This is a genomic window from Microlunatus sp. YIM B11417, assembly GCF_059617205.1.
Genome location: NZ_JCAMPJ010000002.1, coordinates 974,187 through 992,771 on the forward strand (window position 1 = coordinate 974,187; position 18,585 = coordinate 992,771).

Below are 18,585 nucleotides of genomic sequence, written 5' to 3' on the forward strand. Positions count from 1 at the left end.
CCACCACATGCCTGTGGCTTGCCATGGGCTGATCGAGAAAGCAGCTCGATGAAGGTTCAGCCGAGCGTCAAGAAGATCTGCGACAAGTGCAAGGTGATTCGCCGGCACGGTCGCGTGATGGTGATTTGCGAGAACCCCCGACACAAGCAGCGTCAGGGCTGATCGGGAACTCGCAGGTCCCGAGCATCAACTGAAAAAGTGTGACCGCAACTCCGGAACCTGAATCTCCGGAGACCACCCTCGGACGAAGGCCGAGGCCCGCGGCAGCCGGATTCCGGAAGCCAACGGGACGCGTCACGCCAGACACCTTCGCGGTCCGGACGATCTCCGCTGGAAACGGGATCCGGATCGAAACCGAGAGGTAGACCGCCTGATGGCACGCCTGATTGGTGTCGACCTGCCGCGTGACAAGCGGCTCGAGGTCGCACTGACCTACATCTTCGGCGTCGGCAAGACGCGCGCCGCCGAGACCCTGGAGGCCACGAAGATCAGTGGTGATCTTCGGGTACATCAACTCAACGACGACCAGCTGGTCGCGCTGCGGGACTGGATCGAAGCGAACTACCAGACCGAAGGTGATCTTCGCCGGGAGGTTTCGGCGGACATCCGGCGCAAGGTGGAGATCGGCTCGTACCAGGGCCGTCGCCACCGCAGCGGCCTGCCGGTACGTGGTCAGCGGACCCGTACCAATGCCCGGAGCCGTAAGGGCGCCCGGAAGCCCGTCGCCGGTAAGAAGAAGGCCAAGTAACGCGTCCGCGTGCTTGGTGAGAAACCTCCAGGAGAACCACACACATGGCAATCGCAGGACGCGGCGCCGCCAAGAAGGTCCGGCGCAAAGAGAAGAAGAACGTGGTCGCGGGCCACGCCCACATCAAGAGCACCTTCAACAACACCGTCATCTCGATCACGGACCCGACCGGTGCGGTGATCGCGTGGGCCTCGGCCGGCACGGTCGGCTTCAAGGGCTCCCGCAAGTCCACCCCGTACGCCGCGCAGATGGCCGCTGAGGCCGCCGGCCGGCGGGCGATGGAGCACGGCATGAAGCGGGTCGACGTCTTCGTCAAGGGCCCGGGCTCGGGCCGGGAGACCGCGATCCGTTCGCTCGGCGCGGTCGGCCTCGAGGTCGGCGCGATCGCCGACGTGACCCCCGTTCCGCACAACGGCTGCCGCCCGCCCAAGCGGCGCCGGGTCTGACCCAGAAAGGACGACTGAATCATGGCTCGCTACACCGGTCCCATGACCAAGAAGTCGCGACGGCTGGGTGTTGACCTGGTCGGTGGCGACAAGGCGTTCGAGCGCCGCCCCTATCCGCCCGGCGTGCACGGCCGCGGCCGCACCAAGGACACCGAGTACGCGCTGCAGTTGCGGGAGAAGCAGAAGGCGCGGTTCGCGTACGGCGTGCTGGAGAAGCAGTTCGCCCGCTACTTCGAGGAGTCCAGCCGTCAGTCCGGCAAGACCGGCGACCTGCTGCTGCAGATCCTCGAGTCGCGCCTGGACAACGTCGTGTACCGGGCCGGCTTCGCCCGGACCCGTCGGCAGGCTCGGCAGCTGGTCGTGCACGGCCACTTCCTGGTCAACGGCCAGAAGGTGAACATCCCGTCGTACCGGGTCAGCCCGCACGACGTGATCGACGTCAAGGAGAAGTCCCGCGAGCTCACCCCGCTGGTGATCGCCCGCGAGACCCACGGCGAGCGGGACGTGCCCGGCTGGATGGACGCGCTGCCCAACAAGATGCGCATCCTGATCCACCAGCTGCCGACCCGGGAGCAGATCGTGATCGACGTTCAGGAACAGCTGATCGTCGAGCTCTACTCCAAGTAGGACGTACGTGCCCTGAGCCCGTCGAAGCGCCAACCGCCCTTCGACAGGCTCAGGGAACGAACAGGCAGGAGCCCGCCGGCGTCGGATGCGCCGGCGGTTTCCGTACCGTCAAATAGCGGTCGGTACGGGGAAGGAACGAAACACCATGTTGATCGCACAGCGCCCGACGCTGTCGGAGGAGACCGTCTCCGACTACCGGTCCCGGTTCGTCATCGAGCCGCTGGAGCCCGGATTCGGTTACACGCTCGGCAATTCACTGCGGCGCACGCTGCTGTCCTCGATCCCGGGGGCGGCCGTCACCAGCATCAAGATCGACGGCAACCAGCACGAGTTCGACACGCTCGAGGGCGTCGTCGAGGACGTCACCGAGATCATCCTGAACCTCAAGGGCCTGGTCGTCTCCTCCGAGGAGGACGAGCCGGTCACCATGTACCTGCGCAAGGCGGGCCCGGGCGCGGTCACCGCGGCCGACATCGCCCCGCCGGCCGGCGTCGAGGTGCACAACCCGGACCTGCACATCGCCACCCTGGCCGAGAACGGCCGGCTGGAGATGGAACTGGTCGTCGAGCGTGGCCGTGGCTACGTCTCCGCGGTGCAGAACAAGGCCGTCGACGCCGAGATCGGCCGGATCCCGGTCGACTCGATCTACTCGCCGGTGCTCAAGGTCACCTACAAGGTCGAGGCCACCCGGGTCGAGCAGCGGACCGACTTCGACCGCCTGATCCTGGACGTCGAGACCAAGACGGCGATCCGCCCGCGGGACGCGGTGGCTTCGGCCGGCCGCACCCTGGTCGAGCTGTTCGGCCTGGCCCGTGAGCTGAACCTGGAGGCCGAGGGCATCGAGATCGGCCCGTCGCCGATCGACGAGCAGCTGGCCGCCGATCTGGCGCTGCCGGTGGAGGACCTGAACCTCACCGTGCGTTCGTACAACTGCCTGAAGCGGGAGGGCATCCACACGGTGAGCGAGTTGGTGTCCCGCAGCGAGCAGGATCTGCTGGACATCCGGAACTTCGGCTCCAAGTCGATCGACGAGGTCAAGCTGAAGCTGCACGAGATGGGCCTGTCCCTGAAGGACAGCTCGCCGGGCTTCGATCCGCTGACGGTGGGCCGGAACTACGACGACGAAGAGTCCGAGGACGAGGTCGACTTCAGCGAGACCGAGCAGTACTGAGTCGAAAGCCATGACGAGGAAGAACTGACACATGCCAACACCCACCAAGGGCAACCGGCTCGGCGGCAGCCCGGCCCATGAGCGCCTGATCCTGTCCAACCTGGCCAGCCAGCTGTTCGAGCACGGCCGGATCGTGACGACGGAGGCGAAGGCGAAGCGGGTCCAGCCGCTCGCCGAGAAGTTGATCACCAAGGCCAAGCGCGGCGACCTGCACGCCCGTCGGCTGGTGCTCTCGACCATCCGGGACAAGGGCGTCGTGCACACCCTGTTCGCCGACATCGCGCCGACGTTCGCGGAGCGCGACGGCGGCTACACCCGGATCACCAAGGTCGGGCCGCGCAAGGGCGACAACGCCCCGATGGCCGTGATCGAACTGGTGACGGAGACGGTCGAGGAGTCCAAGGCCGCGAACGGCAAGGCCACGGCCAAGAAGGCCGCGGCGAAGCCCGCCGCCAAGGCCGAGGAGCCCAAGGAGCCGGCGGCCGCCGAGGCCGAGGACACCGCGGAGCCGACCAACGCCGAGCTCGCCGGGGACAGCGCGGAGGACACCTCCGAGCCGACGAACGCCGAGCTGGCCGCCGAAGGGTCCACGTCGGAGGGCACGTACCGGGGCTCCGAGCCGCCGGCGGGCTTCACGATCAAGGGCAACGAGGACTCGATGAAGTACCACACCGAGGCCTCGCAGTGGTACGACCAGACCGAGGCCGAGGTCTGGTTCGACAGCGAAGAGGCGGCTCAGGCCGCCGGCTTCACCAAGGCCGGCTGAGCTTCAGCAAGCACCGGAACGGCGCCCGTCCCCAGCAGGGGAGGGGCGCCGTTTCCGTTTCGCGTCAGTGGGCCGGCTCGGCGGTGAAGGCGGTGTCGCGGGCGACCGGCTCCCACGCGTCCACCTCGGCGCCGACCTGCTCCAGGTGGCCGCGGATCGCGTCGACGGCGTCCCCGCCGAGCGGCAGCCGGAGCGGCGTCCGGTCGGCGGCCAGCGCGGTCAGGATCGCGGCCGCGGCCTTCGCCGGGTCGCCGGCCTGGGTCCCGTCGCCCGCCTCCACCATCCGCCGGGTCTCGCCGACCGAGGAGTCGTAGGCGTCCAGCGGGTCGCTGAAGTAGGCGGCTCCCCTTGCCGAACAGCCCGGTCCGGAAGGCACCCGGCTCGACCACCAGGACCTTGATCCCGTACGGCGACACCTCGTCGGCCAGTGCCTCGGCGAACCCCTCGACGGCGAACTTCGTCGCGCTGTAGGCCGAGAACCCGGCGAACGACAGCTGCCCGCCCATGCTGCTCAGCATGACGACCGCCCCGCTGCGCCGTTCCCGGAAGTGCGGCAGTACGGCCCGGGTCAGCGCGGCCGGCCCGAAGAAGTGCAGCTCGAACAGGTCCCGCAGCTCGGCATCGGTGGTCTCCTCGACGGCGCCGATCTGGGTCCGGCCGGCGTTGTTGACCAGGACGTCGATCCGGCCGTAGCGCCGGATCAGGTCGGCCACAACCCGGTCGATCGAAGCGGCATCGGTCACGTCGAGCTTGATCGCCTCGAGTTGATCTTGGTGGGCGGCGACCAGGTCGTCGAGCCGCTCCGGGCTGCGGGCCGCGCCGATGACGATGTCGCCGGCGGCGATCGCGGCCTCGGTCAGGGCCCGGCCGAAGCCGCTGGTGGCGCCGGTGATCAGCCAGACCCGCTGGGTGGTGTTCATGGTTCTCCTTCGCGTTCTGCGTGGGCAACCACGCTTCCGTACCGCGCGGCGGGCGTCCAAGACCTGCTGTGATAACCATCGGGCATGGACGTGCACCTGCGTGAGTTGCGCTACTTCGTCGCGGTCGCCGAGCACCTGCACTTCGGCCGGGCGGCCGAGGTGCTGTTCGTCAGCCAGCCCGCGCTGTCCAAGCAGATCCGGGCGCTGGAGGGCCGGCTGAGGGTGCGGCTGTTCGAACGCGACCGCCGCCGGGTGCAGTTGACGACGGCAGGCGCTGCGCTGCTGCCGAGGGCGCGGGACGTGCTGGCCGCCTGGGCCACGGCCGAGGCGGACCTGGCCGCGTCGGCGACGGAGACCGCGGCCACGCTGGTCGTCGGGATCAGCACCGGGCTGGGTCGCGGGCTGCTGCCGGCGATCCGGGCCCGCTTCGCCGACGCGGCCCCGGCTGCGACCCTGCAACTGCGCCAGATCGGGTGGGCCGATACCACCGGTGGGCTGAGCGGCCCGGCCGAGGAGGGCTGCGACGCGGCCTTCGTCTGGCTGCCGCTGGCTGAGCCCGACCGCTTCGACTGGATCACCGTCGCCGCCGAGGAACGGTCGGTGCTGCTGCCGGCCGGGCACCGCCTGGCCGGCGCGGAGACGATCCCGTTCGAGAGCCTGCTCGACGAACCGTTCCTCGCCCTCCCGGCGGCCGCCGGGGTGAACCGCGACTTCTGGCTCGCCACCGAGAGCCGGGGCGACCGGCCGCCGGTGATCGGGGCGGAGATCGCGTCGACCGACGAGACCCGGGAGGCGCTGGCGGCCGGGCTCGGGGTCTGTCTGGTCGCCGCGGGCAACGTGCCCCTGTTCCGTGGCGACGACATCGCGGTCCGGCCGGTCACCGGAGTGCCGCCGTCGGAGCTCGTACTGGCCTGGCGACGCGGTGACCGCCGGGCCCTGCTGCGGGTTCTGATCGAGGCGACGCGCGGCCTGGTTGCATCGACCTCTTGACGTGGAACGCCGAGCGTCCTTAGATTCACAGAATTAGCGGCAGGGCGTTAAAGCCCGTTCGGGTGTCCGAAATTGATGCCGCAATAGAGGGGGCGGGCGAAATGGGTCGCTGGGTCGTCGGTGCACTGTTGTTGATCATGGTCGCGGCAGGCCTGGCCCGGCCGCCGATCGCCGCCGCGGAGGTCGTTCCGACCACGCCGCAGTGGTGGAACCGCGGGCAGATCCCGCTCTACTCGACGAGTTCGGCGAGCGGCGAGACCGCGCGGATGCCGGACGGGTCGGTGCGGACGTACCGGGTGTTCAGCGGGGCGCCGGCCTACCTGGCCGAGATCGACACCTTCTCCGCGAAGGTGCTGCGGATGATCACGCTCCACGTACCGAACACGGACCCGTCCGAGGTCCCGGCCGACAAGGGCGCGCAGGGCGCTTGGGGCGTCTCGGTCGATCGACACGGCACCGTCTTCGCCTCGACGTACGGCTTCGGGCATGTCTACCGACTGCCCTGGGGCGCGACCGAGATCGAGGACCTCGGCCGGCCGACGCAGCACACCAGCTTCACCTGGGAGGGCGACGTCGACGACAAGGGCAACTTCTACATCGGAACCACGGAGGGCTTCGCCCCGCCGCCGCTGCCAGGTGGCCGGTTGATCTCCTGGAATGCCGCGACCCGGACCTATCGCGACTACGGCGACTTCGGCGAGCGGTACGGCTACGTCCGGTCCGTCGAGTTCGCCGAGGGCAAGATCTACGCGGGCCTCGGCCAGAGCGCCGGACTGTGGCAGGTGGATCCGGTGTCCGGCAAGCGGGTCGAGATCCCGCTGCCGAAGGGCATGCCGACCGACAAGTACGCGTACCAGATGGAGGACGAGGCCGGCTATCTCTACGTGATGTTCGCCGGCGGCACCAGCGCCTCGACCGGCTGGGTACTGAATCTGCGGACCCTGAAGTGGGCGTACGAGATCCCGGGCTATGCCGGCCAGACGATCACGTCGGCCGACGCCCGCGGCCGGGTCTACCTGATCGACTCCGCCGAACTGAAGCTCTTCGATCCGCGGACCGGCCGGCTGACCGGCACCGGCTACCGGGGCGGCGACGAGCAGGCGGACAAGGGCGGCCTCGGCGCGGGCAAGGGCCTCGGTCGGTTCCCGGATCCGGCCACCGGCCACGAGACCATCGTGGGCGGCGGCGCCACCGGTGACCTGTGGCGCTACGACACGGTGACCAGGACCGGCGTCCTCAGCCAGATCGACGGCCTGGTCGGCACGCCGACGGCGCCACGGTCGCTGGCCAAGGGCCCGGACGGCCGGATCTACGGCGGCGGCTACTTCCAGGGCGGCTTCGTCGCGTACGACCCGGCGACGACGACGTGGACCGAGTACAAGTTCCCGCACCAGATTGAGGGCATGGGGACGCACAACGGCAAGCTCTACCTGGGCATCTACGCCAACGCCGAGCTGTGGGAGTACGACCCGGCGAAGCCGTTCCTGGACGGCACCAACCCGAAGAAGCTGTTCGACCTCAAGGCCGAGGGCCAGGAACGCCCGTGGACCGTGGTCAGCGCCGGCAAGTACGTGGCCGTCGGCACCTCGCCCAAGAACACCCAGCTGAACGGTGCGGTCACCCTGTACGACCCGGAGACGGGGGAGCGGCGGACCTGGAACTCCGGTCTGGTCAGCGGCGCCAACCAGATCTCGGCGCTGACCTACCGGGACGGCATCGTCTACGGTGGTTCGCTCGGCTGCTGCAATCCGGCCGACGGCTCGAAGCACCGCGGCCAGGTCTTCGCGCTGGACGCGGCGTCGGGCGAGGTGAAGTGGACCTCGACACCGCTGGCCGACGAGGACGGCGTCTCCGGCCTGACCTTCGACGGCCAGGGTCGCCTGTTCGGCCAGTCCTACGGCACCGTCTTCGAGATCGATCCCGCCGACGGCAGCCTGCTCCGCTCGAAGAAGTACTTCGACTACCCCTGGCCCACCATCACCGGCTTCCAGCCGCGCGCGGTCAACATGAACTGGGATCCCGGCGACGGTGCGATCCACACCACCAGCGGAACCACTCGCCGGATCGACCCGGACACCCTGGATGATCTTGGTCCCAATTACCGCTGCAGCTTCGCCGACACCTCACCCGGCGCCAGCAAGTTCTACGTCCAGAACGGCCTCCTGCTCGAAGTGAAGTGGTACTGACCGGTCGGAGTCACGCAGATGATCACTCGTTGGAGTCGGCCCGCACAGGGACTGTCGGTCCTCGCGTTCGCGGTGGCCCTGATCGGCTCGCTGATCTTGGTCTCGCCCTCGGCGAGCGCGGCCACGTCGGTCGTCTTCGGGCCGCGGCTGATCACCGGGATCCCCGCTCAGCCCGGCGAGGGCGAGCCGCTGATGCACCGGGTGGTCAAGCTCGACACGATCTTCGTGGAGCTGGCCGCCGGGAAGACGGCCTACGTGTACTCGAAACTGCGGGCGTACGAGTCCGCGCACATCAACCTGGTCGACAGCGAGATCATCTGCCACGGCGCCGGGTCGAGCGCGGTCGTCCTCGGCGAGAACATCGACCCGTGGATCGGGGGAGCGGCCGATCGCCGCGACATCACGATCGTCAACCGCTTCCTGGTGTCGGCCACGTCCACGGGCACGTTGACCTGTGACATCTACGTGCGATCGAACTCGCTCGGTCCGAACGTGTCCTCGCTCACCGTCTCGGGGGAACTGAGGTTCGCCTCCTTCGACGTCAACGAGGACGTCAACGGAGCGGCCATCCAGGTCTACGAACCGTCCCCACCCAGCGTGACGCCCGTGGACCCCGGCGAACCCTTGCGCCCCTCCCTGATCGACCGGACCCTGCCGGCCGGATCCACGTCGGTCGCGGTGGCCGCCGACACCGAGTTCATGTCCTGCGTGTACCGGGACGAGAACAGGCCTGAGGAATGCCCGCACTCCTCGGACGTCTCGTACGCGCGGTTCACCCTCTTCGTCCAGGCGATGAACGGCGCCGCGATCTGCGCGTCCGCGGTGAAGACCCAGGTGGATGTGAAGGTGACCAGGCAGACCCACCACAAGGTGGTCTCGATGTACGCGACCGTGCCGGTGCCGCCCGGCTGCAACCGCCTGTACGCCTACGTCAAGGTCGAATACCTGGGCAACTTCGTCGGCGGAGTTCAGGGCATGGCCAGAGGCCTGCACGACAATGATCTTGACCCCGGTGGGCCCAGCCACGACGCCGCCATGACCCACGCCTTCGCGGTCCCCAGCTGATCTCCGGCGGATGACGTCGCCCGCGGTGATCTTCCTCTACAGCACGTCGCCGGCTCCGCACGAGACGACGATCCTCACCGCCGTTCCCCGGATCGGGTCCGAAACGGACCCGATCCGAGCCGTCGCCCTCCGCACGGCCCAGGACGATCCGAGCGATGGTGATCTCGAGGTCCTGGCCGGTCACTTCGCAACCCAGCAAGGGTTTCCGGGCACCGGTCTGGGATGCACGTCGGCCGCCTTTCTGTCCGCGTCCTGAGCCTGTCGAAGGACCGAGCCGATCAGGCTCGCACTTCGACAGGCTCAGGGGACGTCGGGTCACACGATCCGGCGCGCGGCGGTACGGAAGCTGCTCGGGGTCTGGCCGAGGCCGCACCGGAACTCGCGGTTGAAGTGGGCCAGGTTGGCGAAGCCGCTGAGCCGGGCGACGGTGGCGATCGGGGCGTCGGACTCGGCCAGGAGATGGCAGGCGTTGGCGATCCGGGCGCGGTTGAGATACGCGGTGATCGTCATGCCGGTCTGCCGGCGGAAGAACCGGCTGGTCGCGGTCGGGGTCAGGGCGGCCACCTCGGCGATCTCGGCGAGCGTGACCGGCTCGGCCAGATGCTCGGCCAGGTGGCCGACGATCCGGTCCAACCGGTCGCGGGACCGGGCGGAGCGGTCCGGGAGGTAGCGCGAACTCGCCACCCGCCGACGGTCGGGCCGGTCGGCGAGATCGACCAGGAGGCCGAGCAGGTCGATCGTCCGCCGTCCGGGACTCGGGGCGGCGGTCAGCCCCTCCCATTCCCGCTCCGCGCACCGCGTGTAGTGCAGGCCGGTGACCGATTCGCCGAGCAGTCGGCGCAGGCTCGTGAACTCGGGCCGGTGGCGCAACTCGGGGCCGATCAAGGTCTCCGGGAACTGACAGACCAGCGACCGGCTCGGCGCCTCCGAGACGTAGGCGTGCGGCAGTTGCGGGCCGAGCAGGAACAGGTCGCCGGGCGCATAGGACAGCACTCGGTCGCCGACGAAGATCGATCCGGTGCCGTGCGTGATCAAGATCAGTTCGAACTCGGCGTGGTTGTGCCAGAGGTAGGTGTACAGCCCGGTGGCCTCGAACCACCGCCAGGACTGGCCGGGCTCCGGCACGGTCCGCTCGTACAGCGGCTGGCGCATGCCGAGATCGTACGCAATCGGGTAACGGAGTATCAGGATCGGGCAATCCGGGTACTGGTCAGTCGCGGTCAGGGCAGGCACGCTGAGGGACATGACGACGACGACCGCCGAGACCGTCACCAGCTCCTATCAACTGACCGATGCCGAACGCCTGGCCTTCGAACGGCAGGGCTGCATCAAGCTGCGTGGCGTGCTCGATCCCGATCAACTGGCACCGTTCGGCGAGGTGATCACCGAGAAGGTGATCGAGCTGAACACGCAGCACCTGCCGATGGAGGAACGCGACACGTACAACAAGGCGTTCCTCCAGATCGGTCACCTGTGGAAGCAGAGCCCGGTGGTCGACCGGTTCGTCCGCTCGCCCGACCTGGCCCGGCTGGCCGCCGACCTGCTCGGCGTACGGTCGGTGCGGCTCTACCATGATCAGGCGCTGTACAAGGAGCCGAGCGGCGGGATCACGCCGTGGCACGCCGACCAGTACTACTGGCCGCTGTCCACCGACCGGGCCATCACCGTCTGGATCCCCTTGCAGGACACGCCTGCCGAGCTCGGGCCGCTCAGCTTCGCGGTCGGCAGCCACCGGTTCGGGATGGGCCGGGACCTGCCGATCAGTGACGAGTCCGAGGCCAAGGTCGCCGACTTCATGCTGCGCCAGGGGTACGAGATCGACGACAGCCCGTTCGCGCTCGGCGACGTCAGCTACCACCTCGGCTGGACCTTCCACCGGGCCGGCCCGAACACCTCCACCGTGCCGCGCCGGGTGATGACGATCATCTACATGGACGCCGACATGATCATCGGCGAGCCGACCAACGACGCGCAGCGGGCCGATCTGGCGACCTGCGCACCGGGCCGGCAGCCGGGCGACCGGTTCGACACCGAGCTCAATCCGGTCCTCTATCCCGTGCCGTAGGCTGCCCGGCGTGGAGCGGGTACGGCTGTCGGACGGGGCGGAGCTGGCGACCTGGCGGACCGGGACCGTGACCGGCCGGCCGCCGGTGGTGTTGCTGCACGGCGGACCGGGGCTCTGGGACTACCTCGAGCCGGTCGCGTCCATGATCGACACGCTCGCCCCGATCCACCGGTACGACCAGCGCGGCTGCGGTCGCTCCACGCCCTCCGACGACCTGTCGCTGACGACCTATCTGGCCGACCTGGAGCAGCTCCGGCAGGCCTGGGCGGCGCCGAAGCTGATCTTGATCGGGCACTCGTTCGGTGCCACCCTCGCGCTCGCCTACGCCGCCGAGTTCCCGGACCGGGCGGCGGCGGTCGGCTACCTGGCCGGGCTCGGCACCGGCGACTGGCGGACGCCGTACCGGGCCGAACGGGAGCGCCGCCAACGCCCGTACGCCGACCGGTTGGCCCACCTCGCCGCAACGGACCGCACGCGGGCCGAAGAGGTCGAGTGGCGCCGGCTCAGCTGGGCCCACGACTACGCCGACCACGGCCGTGGCTTCGACCTGGCCCGGGAGATGGCCGAGTCCGAGAACCTGATCAACTTCCGGGCGAACCGGGAGGTGCGGTTCGACGACGCCGATCTGGTCCGCTGGGCCGGCGCGGTGCGCTGCCCGGTCACCTTCCTGCACGGTGATCGGGATCCGCGGCCGGCCGCCAACGTGGTCGAGCTGGCCGGCCTGGTCCAACGCTCCCGGAAGCGGATCATCGCCGGTGCCGGGCACCTGCCCTGGCTGGAACGGCCGGAGGAGACCGCCGAGCTGCTGCACGAGGTGATCATCCAGACCGGCTGACCGGACCTACTCCTCGGCGGTCTCCTTCGCCGACGGCCAGCGGTCGCAGCCGCCCTCCTTGTCCGGGCGGGACAGCGGGCGGTTCACGTCGGTGATCCCCTTGTAGGCGTACGGATCCTCGCCGGCCACCAGCAGGACGTCGCGGAAGTCGGCGGTCGCCATGCTCTCGCCGTCGACCGGCGGCCGCCAGGGCAGCAGCGACTCGGCGCTCATGTAGTGGTTCGCCAGCGCCCGCCGGTAGCCGTGCTTGCCGGAGTTCTCCAGCGACCGGTGCAGCAGGTAGCCGTTGAAGATCAACGCCGTGCCGGCCGGGATCTCGACCGGCACCGCGTCCTCGTCGGAGTACGGGAAGTCGTAGGCCTCGCCGGTGCAGTCGAACCGCGGGTCGTTCTGCTCCTTGGACGGGTAGATCACGCCGCGCCGGTGCGAGCCGGGCAGCACCCAGAGGCAGCCGTTCTCGATCGTGGCGTCGTCGAGGGCGATCCAGGCCGCGGTCAGCGAACGGTCCCGGGTCGGGATGAAGAACTCGTCCTGGTGCCAGGCCTGGCCGGGCTTGCCCTCGGACTTGACGAACAGCATCGACTGCATCGCCTTGACGTTCGGCCCGATCACCGAGACCAGGGCATCCACGATCCGCGGCGCGGTGAGCGCGGCCAGGGCGGCCGGTGACGCCTTGTGCGGGTAGTGGATGCACAGGAACGACCGCAGCACGTCCTCGTCGCTCATGCCGGCGAACTCCGGCGGCGCGCTGTTCGGGTCGTCGCTGTCGCGCCAGCCGCCGAGGATCTCGCCGAGGTCGCCGCGGCAGAGCCGCAGCGCGTCGTCGTTCACCGCGTCGACCTCGGCGCGGGAGAGACCGTCGGCCAGCAAGGCGAAGCCGTGCTCGGCGTAGTGGGCGGCGAACTCGGCGTCCGCCGTGTCGAACAGCCGCAACGCCGTCCGGGTGCTGATCAAGGAGGTCATGATCAACACTGTGCCGGGCGACCGTGGCCGGGCCAATGGCCGATTGCCACGAACTAATATCTGATCGTGACATCGGGAGCGATCGGGCTGGAGCCGGCGACGGCCGTGCTGGTCGCCGACTATCTCCCGGGAGACCAGTTCGGGCCCCGAACTCTGATCAGTTACGAGTTCGTCTGGCTGCTCGAGGGATCGGCCCGCCATATCTGGACCCGACCTCGACCGGACGGCTCGATCGAGTCCGGCAGCACCCCGTTGCGGCCCGGCCAGCTGGTCCTGGTCACGCCCGGCACCCGAGACGCCCTGCACTGGGACCGGCACCGGGTCTCCCGGCATGCGTACGTCCATTTCATGATCACCGATCCCGGACCGCTGCCACCGATCGGCCAGTGGCCGATGATCCGGGACCTGCTCGCAGCCCCGATCCTCGGCGGGATCTGTGACTACCTGCTCGAACTCGCCGGGCTCGGCACCGAGGCCGCCCAGCGGCGCAGCGTGGAGTTGATCACCCTCCTGGTCGACCTGTACGTCACCGGGCCGATGGCCGACGCCGGTCCCGAGCCGGCTGCACCGGTGGCCGCGGCCGTCGATCATGTCCGGGCGGCCTGGGCGGCCGACGGCATGCGGATCATCCCGGTCGAGGAACTGTGTGCGGCGATCGGCATCTCGGCCGGGCATCTGCACCGGGTGTTCCGGGCGAGCTACGGCACCGGGCCGGCGCGCGCCTTCGAGTTGATCCGGCTGGCCCGCGGCGCGGTGGCGCTGCAGCGCAGCAACGCCGGGCTCGCCGAGATCGCCCGGCTGGTCGGCTACACGAACCCGTACCACTTCTCCCGGCGGTTCCGCGAGGCGTACGGCCAACCGCCGGGCGCCTACCGGACCGCGGCCGACGCCGCCGATCCGCTGGCCCCGCTGCGCACCTGCGGCCTGCTTCCGCTGGCCGGGCCGCTGCTCAATCTGTGACGCCGCCGCCGGCCGCCGGGGTGAGCAGGAGCAGCCGGCGCCGGCCGGACAGCGCGAACGAGTCGGCGAGGACGAGCCCGGCGCGGGCGGCCAACTCCCGGAACTGCCGCTCGGTCCGCTCGCCGCCGTCGAAGAGGACGTGCAGCCGGAGATCTTGGATCGCCGTTTCCAGCGCGGCCGGATCGGTCGGGTCCGGATCCTCGTCGACGACCCGCTCGACGACCGCGATCCGGCCGCCCGGACCGGCGGCGCGAGCCGCGGTGGCCAGGATCCGGGCGGCCTGCTCGTCGTTCCAGTCGTGCAGCACGTGGGCCAGCAGGTAGACGTCGCCGCCGGCCGGCACCTCGGCGAAGAAGTCGCCGGGTTCCACGCTGAGCCGCTCGGTCCGGCCCTCGGCCGCCAGGGACGCGGCCAGGTCGGTGACGACGGCGGCACGGTCCACCAGGGTGCCGCGCAGCTCGGGCCAGGCGTCCAGCAGCGCGGTCAGCAGGTGACCCCGGCCGCCGCCGAGCTCGACCACCCGGCCGGCCTCCCGCCAGAGCGGGAGGGCGACGACCGGCGCCAGCCACTCGCCGGCCCGCGCCGCCATCAGGGCGTCGAACGACCGGCTGAAGCCGGGGTCGCCGTCCAGCCGCGACCACAGGTCTTCCGGGGTACGGCCACGGACCGCGGCGAGGCAGTCGTCGAGGACGAGCCGGTCCAAGGTCCCGGCGGCGCCGGACCAGTCGAGCCGGGTCGAGAACGCGCCGCCTGGCCCGTCGCCGAGGATCCGCCCCACCGGCGTCGCCTCGACGACCTCGCCGGGTCCGATCCGGACCACACCGCGGAGGGCGAGCAGCCGGAGGATCCGGCGCAGCGTCGGCTCCCGCAGGTCGTGCTCCGCGGCCAGTCGCGGCAGCGGTACGGGCTCGGCGGCGATCCGCCGGAGTAGGCCGAGCGAGGCCAGGATCCGTACCGCGACGGGGGTCACCAGGTCGGTCACGGACCAGGCCGCCAACAGGTCGTTCGACATTCCCGTATCGTCTCCCGGGCTGTCCGGCGCCCGGGCCCGGGTCGTCGCCCGGCCTCGCTGATCCAGCTTGTTGTCCAATCTGTGAAACCGGTATCCGATGTGATCTCCCTGATCGGAGAGAAAATCCAAAAACGTTGGACAAAATCTGTGCAAACGGTTGCCAGTGGTTGCGCGACTGTTGCAGGCTGTGCGGCGGAAACGTAGTCGACGAGGATGCGGGGAGCGCGCGTGGCCCGAACCGACCGGACGATCCTCCCGGGATCCGGCGGAACCGACACGATCGAGGTCGGCGACGCCGGAGCCGGGGCGCGGTCCTCCCCGGCACCGAAACGTTCACCCGAGCGGCGGCTCTCCTGGTGGGAGCGGGCCCGCCGGGACAAGATCCTGTTGCTGATGGCGATCCCGGGACTCGGCCTGCTGTTGGCCTTCCACTACCTGCCGCTGCTGGGCAATCTGATCGCCTTCCAGGAGTATCTGCCGTTCGTCCCACTCGGCCGCAGCCCCTGGGTGGGCCTGGACAACTTCTCGGTGATCTTCACCGGCGACCCCGAGTTCCTCAACGCGCTGAGGAACACTTTGGTGATCACGCTGGTCCAGGTGGTCTTCGTGTTCCCGGCACCGATTGCGCTCGCCCTGCTGCTGAACAGCCTGCTGTCGGAGCGGATCAAACGGATCGTCCAGTCGGTGCTCTACCTGCCGCACTTCCTGTCCTGGGTGATCGTGATCGCGATCTTCCAGCAGGTGCTCGGCGGCAGCGGCTTGATCAACAACATCTTCCGGGCCCAGGGGTTGGAGACGATCGACTTCCTGGGCAATCCCGACACCTTCATCGCCCTGCTGACCAGCCAGGTGATCTGGAAGGACACCGGGTGGGGGACGATCTTGTTCCTGGCCGCGCTGACCCAGATCGATCCCGCTCTGTACGAGGCGGCCCGGGTCGACGGAGCATCGCGCTGGCGCCAGTTGTGGCATGTCACGCTGCCCGGGATCCGCGGTCTGATCATCCTGCTGCTGATCCTGCGGCTCGGCGACTCCCTGACTGTGGGCTTCGAGCAGATCGTTCTGCAACAGGGTTTCGTCGGCAGACCGGCGAGTGAGGTGTTGGACACCTACGTCTACAACAACGGCGTCCTGGCCGGCCAGTGGGGTGTGTCGGCCGCAGTCGGTCTGGTCAAGGGCCTGGTCGGCGTCGCGCTGGTGCTCGGTGCCAACAAGATCGCGCATGTGTTCGGCGAGGCAGGGGTGTATCAGAAGTCATGACGACCACACAGACCACACCCGCCCCGCCGCGATCGACGCGCCGGCCCAAACAGCTGGATGCACCGGGCATCCCGGTCCGGGTGATCAAGGGCATCGTGTTGGTGCTCGCCTGTCTGCTGGTGATCATTCCGTTCATCGGGGTGATCTCCACCAGCATTGCCAGCCAGGAGCACGTGACCAACTCCGGCGGCTTCGTGCTGTGGCCGGACGGCGTCCATCTCGATGCGTACCGGACGATCTTCAACGGCGGTGTGGTGCTGCAGGCGCTGCTGGTCAGTTTCGTGATCACCGTCGGTGGCACTCTGATCAGCCTGGCGGGCTCGACCATGCTGGCGTACGCGCTCAGCCGTCCGGGTTCCTTCGGTCAGCGGCCGATCCTGATGATCGTGCTGTTCAGCTTGCTGTTCAGCCCCGGCCTGATCCCGAACTATCTGGTGGTGAAACAGTTCGGTCTGCTGGATTCGCTGTGGGCGCTGATCCTGCCGACCGCGATCAGCGGCTTCAATGTGATCATCCTGCGGTCGTTCTTCATGGGCATCCCGGACGAGGTCGTCGACTCGGCCCGGATCGACGGAGCCGGTGACTTCCGGATCTTCTGGTCGATCATCCTGCCGCTGTCCCGGGCCGTGCTCGCGGTGATCGGCCTGTTCTACGCGGTCGGCTACTGGAACGCCTTCTTCAGCGCCCTGCTCTACATCAGCGACACTGCGAAGTGGCCGCTGCAACTGGTGCTGCGGACGTACGTGATCAACAACACCGAGCTCAGCAGCGGCGACCTCGGCGGAGCGGCGGCGGACCAACTGCCGCCGCAGGAATCGATCCAGATGGCGATCCTGGTGATCTCGCTGGTGCCGATCCTGATCGTCTATCCGTTCCTGCAGCGACACTTCGCCAAGGGCATGCTGACGGGGGCGGTGAAGGGATGAGCATGATCAGCAGAAGAACTCTGCTCGGCGGATCGGCCGCCGCAGCCGCCGGTCTGGCCGGATTGAGCGGCTGCGCGACCGTGACGAGATCGTCCGACATCGCGGCGCTCAACCGTCCCGTCGCCTTGCCGACCTTCCAGCGTTTCGACGGGCCGAAGCCGGACCTGCCGCTCACCCACGAGCTGATGCCGGACTGTTTCTACCGTTTCCCGGCGGATCCGGTGCAGGTGACGCAGGGCGTCCCGGGAGACGGCAGTGAGATCACCGGCACCGTGCAGACGTCCAACCCGATCCCGCCGACGGCCGACCGCAATCCGTACTGGCAGGAGCTCAACCAGCGGCTCGGATCGCCGCTGCGGTTGAGCATCACGTCGGCGAGCGACTGGGGCAGCAAGTTCGCCACCGCGGTGGCGGGCGACACGTTGGGCGACATGTTCAACGTCGACGGTGGGTTCGCCTACCTGCCGCAGTTCCTCGAGGCACGCGCCCAGGATCTGACCGAGCACCTCTCCGGCGACGCGATCCTCGACTATCCGTTCCTGGCCAACCTGTCCACGGAGTCCTGGCGCGGCTGCGTCTATTCCGGCGGCATCCGGGCGGTGCCGATCCAGCGCGGGGTGATGTCGTCCAACCTGTTGCTGGCCCGGCAGGACCTGCTGGATCAGTTCGGTGTCGATCTCGCCTCGCCCGATCTGGATGAGTTGCTCAGGGCCGCCGTGGCGGTCACCGACGAGCGCAGGAACCGCTGGGCGTTCGCCGTGCCGCCGACCGCCGCGTTGAGCTCGATGCTCGGACTGCCCAACGACTGGGAAGTCCGCGACGGCCGCCTGGTGCACAGCCGGGAAACCGAAGAGCACAAGGAGATGCTCGGCATCACCGCCAAGCTGCAGGCCGACGGGCTGATCCATCCCGACGGGATCTCCAAGCAGAATCAGAAGGTCTGGTTCAGTCAGGGCTCGGCGGTGATGACCCAGGACACGTACTCCTCGATTCAGAGCTTCTATCGGCGCAACACGGTCGAGGGCTTCGCGATCACCCTGCCCCTGGTCCGCGATCGCCGCGGCAAGATCGGTCGGTTCCTGCTCGGCTCGCCGAACAACTCGATCGCGACGATCAAGCCCGGCCCACCGGAACGGACCAAGCTGCTGCTGCGGGTGCTCAACTGGATGGCGGCGCCGTTCGGCACCCAGGAGTACCTGTTCCGCAAGTTCGGCCTGCCCGAGCGTCATTACACCTTGAACGGAACCGATCCCGTGCTGACCGAGGCCGGCGGCAGCGAGGTCTGCCTGGGCGAGTTCCCGATCCAGTACCTCGCCGACGGCGGCTATCCGGTCTACTTCCCGGGTCACCCGGAGGCGGTCGACGTGGCGTACAACCATCTCAAGGCCATCCTGCCGACGGCCGCGACGAAGCCGGTGTACGGGGCCTACTCGCCGACTCAGTCCACCAAGGGAAAGATCTTGGACTCGCGGATGGACGCGACGACCAAGGACATCCAGCTCGGCCGCGCCGACCTCTCCAGCTGGGACCAGGCTGTCGCCGACTGGCGCAAGTCCGGTGGCGACGCGATCCGCCACGAGTACGAGGAGGCGCTGGCGATCCAGGGTCGCGGCTGAGGAGCGGGAACCTTCGAGCCGGCGCCGGA

At 69.0% G+C, this 18,585-nt stretch carries 20 protein-coding genes and 1 pseudogene; 16 read left to right on the forward strand and 5 right to left on the reverse strand.

Features of this window, described 5'->3' with window-relative positions:
* The first annotated feature begins 48 nt into the window (after positions 1-48).
* From rpmJ to rplQ, 6 genes are all read left to right on the forward strand, one after another.
* Positions 49-162 (forward strand): 50S ribosomal protein L36, encoded by a 114-nt coding sequence (rpmJ, locus tag AC6CCG_RS14975; RefSeq protein ID WP_020575560.1) that lies wholly within the window; start codon positions 49-51, stop codon positions 160-162.
* A gap of 211 nt (positions 163-373) precedes the next feature.
* Complete coding sequence (gene rpsM / locus AC6CCG_RS14980; RefSeq protein ID WP_496655343.1) at positions 374-748, forward strand: 30S ribosomal protein S13; 375 nt, start codon at positions 374-376, stop codon at positions 746-748.
* Positions 749-792: 44 nt separating this feature from the next.
* On the forward strand, positions 793-1,194 hold the full coding sequence (rpsK, locus tag AC6CCG_RS14985; protein ID WP_179751068.1) for a 30S ribosomal protein S11: 402 nt from the start codon (positions 793-795) through the stop codon (positions 1,192-1,194).
* A 21-nt stretch (positions 1,195-1,215) separates the two neighbouring features.
* Complete coding sequence (gene rpsD, locus AC6CCG_RS14990) at positions 1,216-1,821, forward strand: 30S ribosomal protein S4 (RefSeq protein WP_496655344.1); 606 nt, start codon at positions 1,216-1,218, stop codon at positions 1,819-1,821.
* A 145-nt stretch (positions 1,822-1,966) separates the two neighbouring features.
* A complete protein-coding gene (locus AC6CCG_RS14995; RefSeq protein ID WP_496655345.1) occupies positions 1,967-2,992 on the forward strand; it encodes a DNA-directed RNA polymerase subunit alpha in 1,026 nt (341 codons plus the stop codon).
* Positions 2,993-3,023: 31 nt separating this feature from the next.
* A complete protein-coding gene (gene rplQ, locus AC6CCG_RS15000) occupies positions 3,024-3,758 on the forward strand; it encodes a 50S ribosomal protein L17, sunset domain variant (protein WP_496655346.1) in 735 nt (244 codons plus the stop codon).
* Between the two features lie 64 nt (positions 3,759-3,822).
* Here the strand turns inward: rplQ and AC6CCG_RS15005 are convergent, their stop codons facing one another.
* Both AC6CCG_RS15005 and AC6CCG_RS15010 read right to left on the reverse strand, forming a co-directional pair.
* Positions 3,823-4,134: a hypothetical protein gene (locus tag AC6CCG_RS15005; RefSeq protein ID WP_496655413.1), complete on the reverse strand. Its 312-nt coding sequence runs from the start codon at positions 4,132-4,134 to the stop codon at positions 3,823-3,825.
* Positions 4,135-4,171: 37 nt separating this feature from the next.
* A pseudogene (locus AC6CCG_RS15010) lies at positions 4,172-4,678 on the reverse strand (SDR family oxidoreductase); the annotation flags it as partial.
* Positions 4,679-4,762: 84 nt separating this feature from the next.
* Here AC6CCG_RS15010 and AC6CCG_RS15015 point away from each other — a divergent pair.
* From AC6CCG_RS15015 to AC6CCG_RS15030, 4 genes are all read left to right on the forward strand, one after another.
* Positions 4,763-5,668, forward strand: coding sequence for a LysR family transcriptional regulator (locus tag AC6CCG_RS15015; RefSeq protein WP_496655347.1), 906 nt, complete (start codon positions 4,763-4,765; stop codon positions 5,666-5,668).
* A gap of 101 nt (positions 5,669-5,769) precedes the next feature.
* Positions 5,770-7,854, forward strand: a complete 2,085-nt coding sequence (locus AC6CCG_RS15020) for an outer membrane protein assembly factor BamB family protein (RefSeq protein WP_496655348.1) — start codon at positions 5,770-5,772, stop codon at positions 7,852-7,854.
* Positions 7,855-7,872: 18 nt separating this feature from the next.
* On the forward strand, positions 7,873-8,919 hold the full coding sequence (locus AC6CCG_RS15025; RefSeq protein ID WP_496655350.1) for a hypothetical protein: 1,047 nt from the start codon (positions 7,873-7,875) through the stop codon (positions 8,917-8,919).
* Positions 8,920-8,929: 10 nt separating this feature from the next.
* Complete coding sequence (locus AC6CCG_RS15030) at positions 8,930-9,175, forward strand: hypothetical protein (protein ID WP_496655351.1); 246 nt, start codon at positions 8,930-8,932, stop codon at positions 9,173-9,175.
* 59 nt (positions 9,176-9,234) lie between these two features.
* Here AC6CCG_RS15030 and AC6CCG_RS15035 read toward each other — a convergent pair whose 3' ends face one another.
* The gene (locus AC6CCG_RS15035; RefSeq protein ID WP_496655352.1) at positions 9,235-10,071 is read right to left on the reverse strand and encodes a helix-turn-helix domain-containing protein; all 837 of its coding nucleotides are present in this window, start codon (positions 10,069-10,071) and stop codon (positions 9,235-9,237) included.
* A 91-nt stretch (positions 10,072-10,162) separates the two neighbouring features.
* On the opposite strand from AC6CCG_RS15035, the gene AC6CCG_RS15040 reads away from it, so the two are divergent.
* Positions 10,163-10,984, forward strand: coding sequence for a phytanoyl-CoA dioxygenase family protein (locus AC6CCG_RS15040; RefSeq protein ID WP_496655353.1), 822 nt, complete (start codon positions 10,163-10,165; stop codon positions 10,982-10,984).
* Between the two features lie 10 nt (positions 10,985-10,994).
* Positions 10,995-11,819, forward strand: coding sequence for an alpha/beta fold hydrolase (locus AC6CCG_RS15045; RefSeq protein WP_496655354.1), 825 nt, complete (start codon positions 10,995-10,997; stop codon positions 11,817-11,819).
* 6 nt (positions 11,820-11,825) lie between these two features.
* On the opposite strand, the gene AC6CCG_RS15050 is transcribed toward AC6CCG_RS15045, so the two are convergent.
* Entirely contained in the window at positions 11,826-12,782 is a 957-nt protein-coding gene (locus AC6CCG_RS15050) for a phytanoyl-CoA dioxygenase family protein (protein WP_496655355.1), read from the reverse strand.
* Between the two features lie 66 nt (positions 12,783-12,848).
* Between AC6CCG_RS15050 and AC6CCG_RS15055 the strand changes: the two genes are divergently transcribed.
* Positions 12,849-13,742 carry a helix-turn-helix transcriptional regulator gene (locus AC6CCG_RS15055; protein WP_496655357.1) on the forward strand — a complete coding sequence of 298 codons (894 nt, stop codon included), beginning with the start codon at positions 12,849-12,851 and terminating at the stop codon, positions 13,740-13,742.
* Here AC6CCG_RS15055 and AC6CCG_RS15060 read toward each other — a convergent pair.
* Positions 13,732-14,754 (reverse strand): methyltransferase, encoded by a 1,023-nt coding sequence (locus AC6CCG_RS15060; RefSeq protein ID WP_496655358.1) that lies wholly within the window; start codon positions 14,752-14,754, stop codon positions 13,732-13,734. The two genes, AC6CCG_RS15055 and AC6CCG_RS15060, sit on opposite strands and share 11 nt — an antisense overlap.
* Positions 14,755-14,982: 228 nt before the next feature.
* On the opposite strand from AC6CCG_RS15060, the gene AC6CCG_RS15065 reads away from it, so the two are divergent.
* Genes AC6CCG_RS15065 through AC6CCG_RS15075 form a run of 3 tightly spaced genes read left to right on the forward strand, consistent with a single transcriptional unit; the run spans position 14,983 to position 18,556 of the window.
* Positions 14,983-16,014: an ABC transporter permease gene (locus tag AC6CCG_RS15065; protein WP_496655359.1), complete on the forward strand. Its 1,032-nt coding sequence runs from the start codon at positions 14,983-14,985 to the stop codon at positions 16,012-16,014.
* On the forward strand, positions 16,011-16,940 hold the full coding sequence (locus AC6CCG_RS15070) for a carbohydrate ABC transporter permease (protein ID WP_496655360.1): 930 nt from the start codon (positions 16,011-16,013) through the stop codon (positions 16,938-16,940). Before AC6CCG_RS15065 ends, AC6CCG_RS15070 begins: the two co-directional genes overlap by 4 nt.
* 2 nt (positions 16,941-16,942) lie before the next feature.
* Positions 16,943-18,556: a type 2 periplasmic-binding domain-containing protein gene (locus AC6CCG_RS15075; RefSeq protein ID WP_496655361.1), complete on the forward strand. Its 1,614-nt coding sequence runs from the start codon at positions 16,943-16,945 to the stop codon at positions 18,554-18,556.
* Positions 18,557-18,585 lie beyond the last annotated feature (29 nt).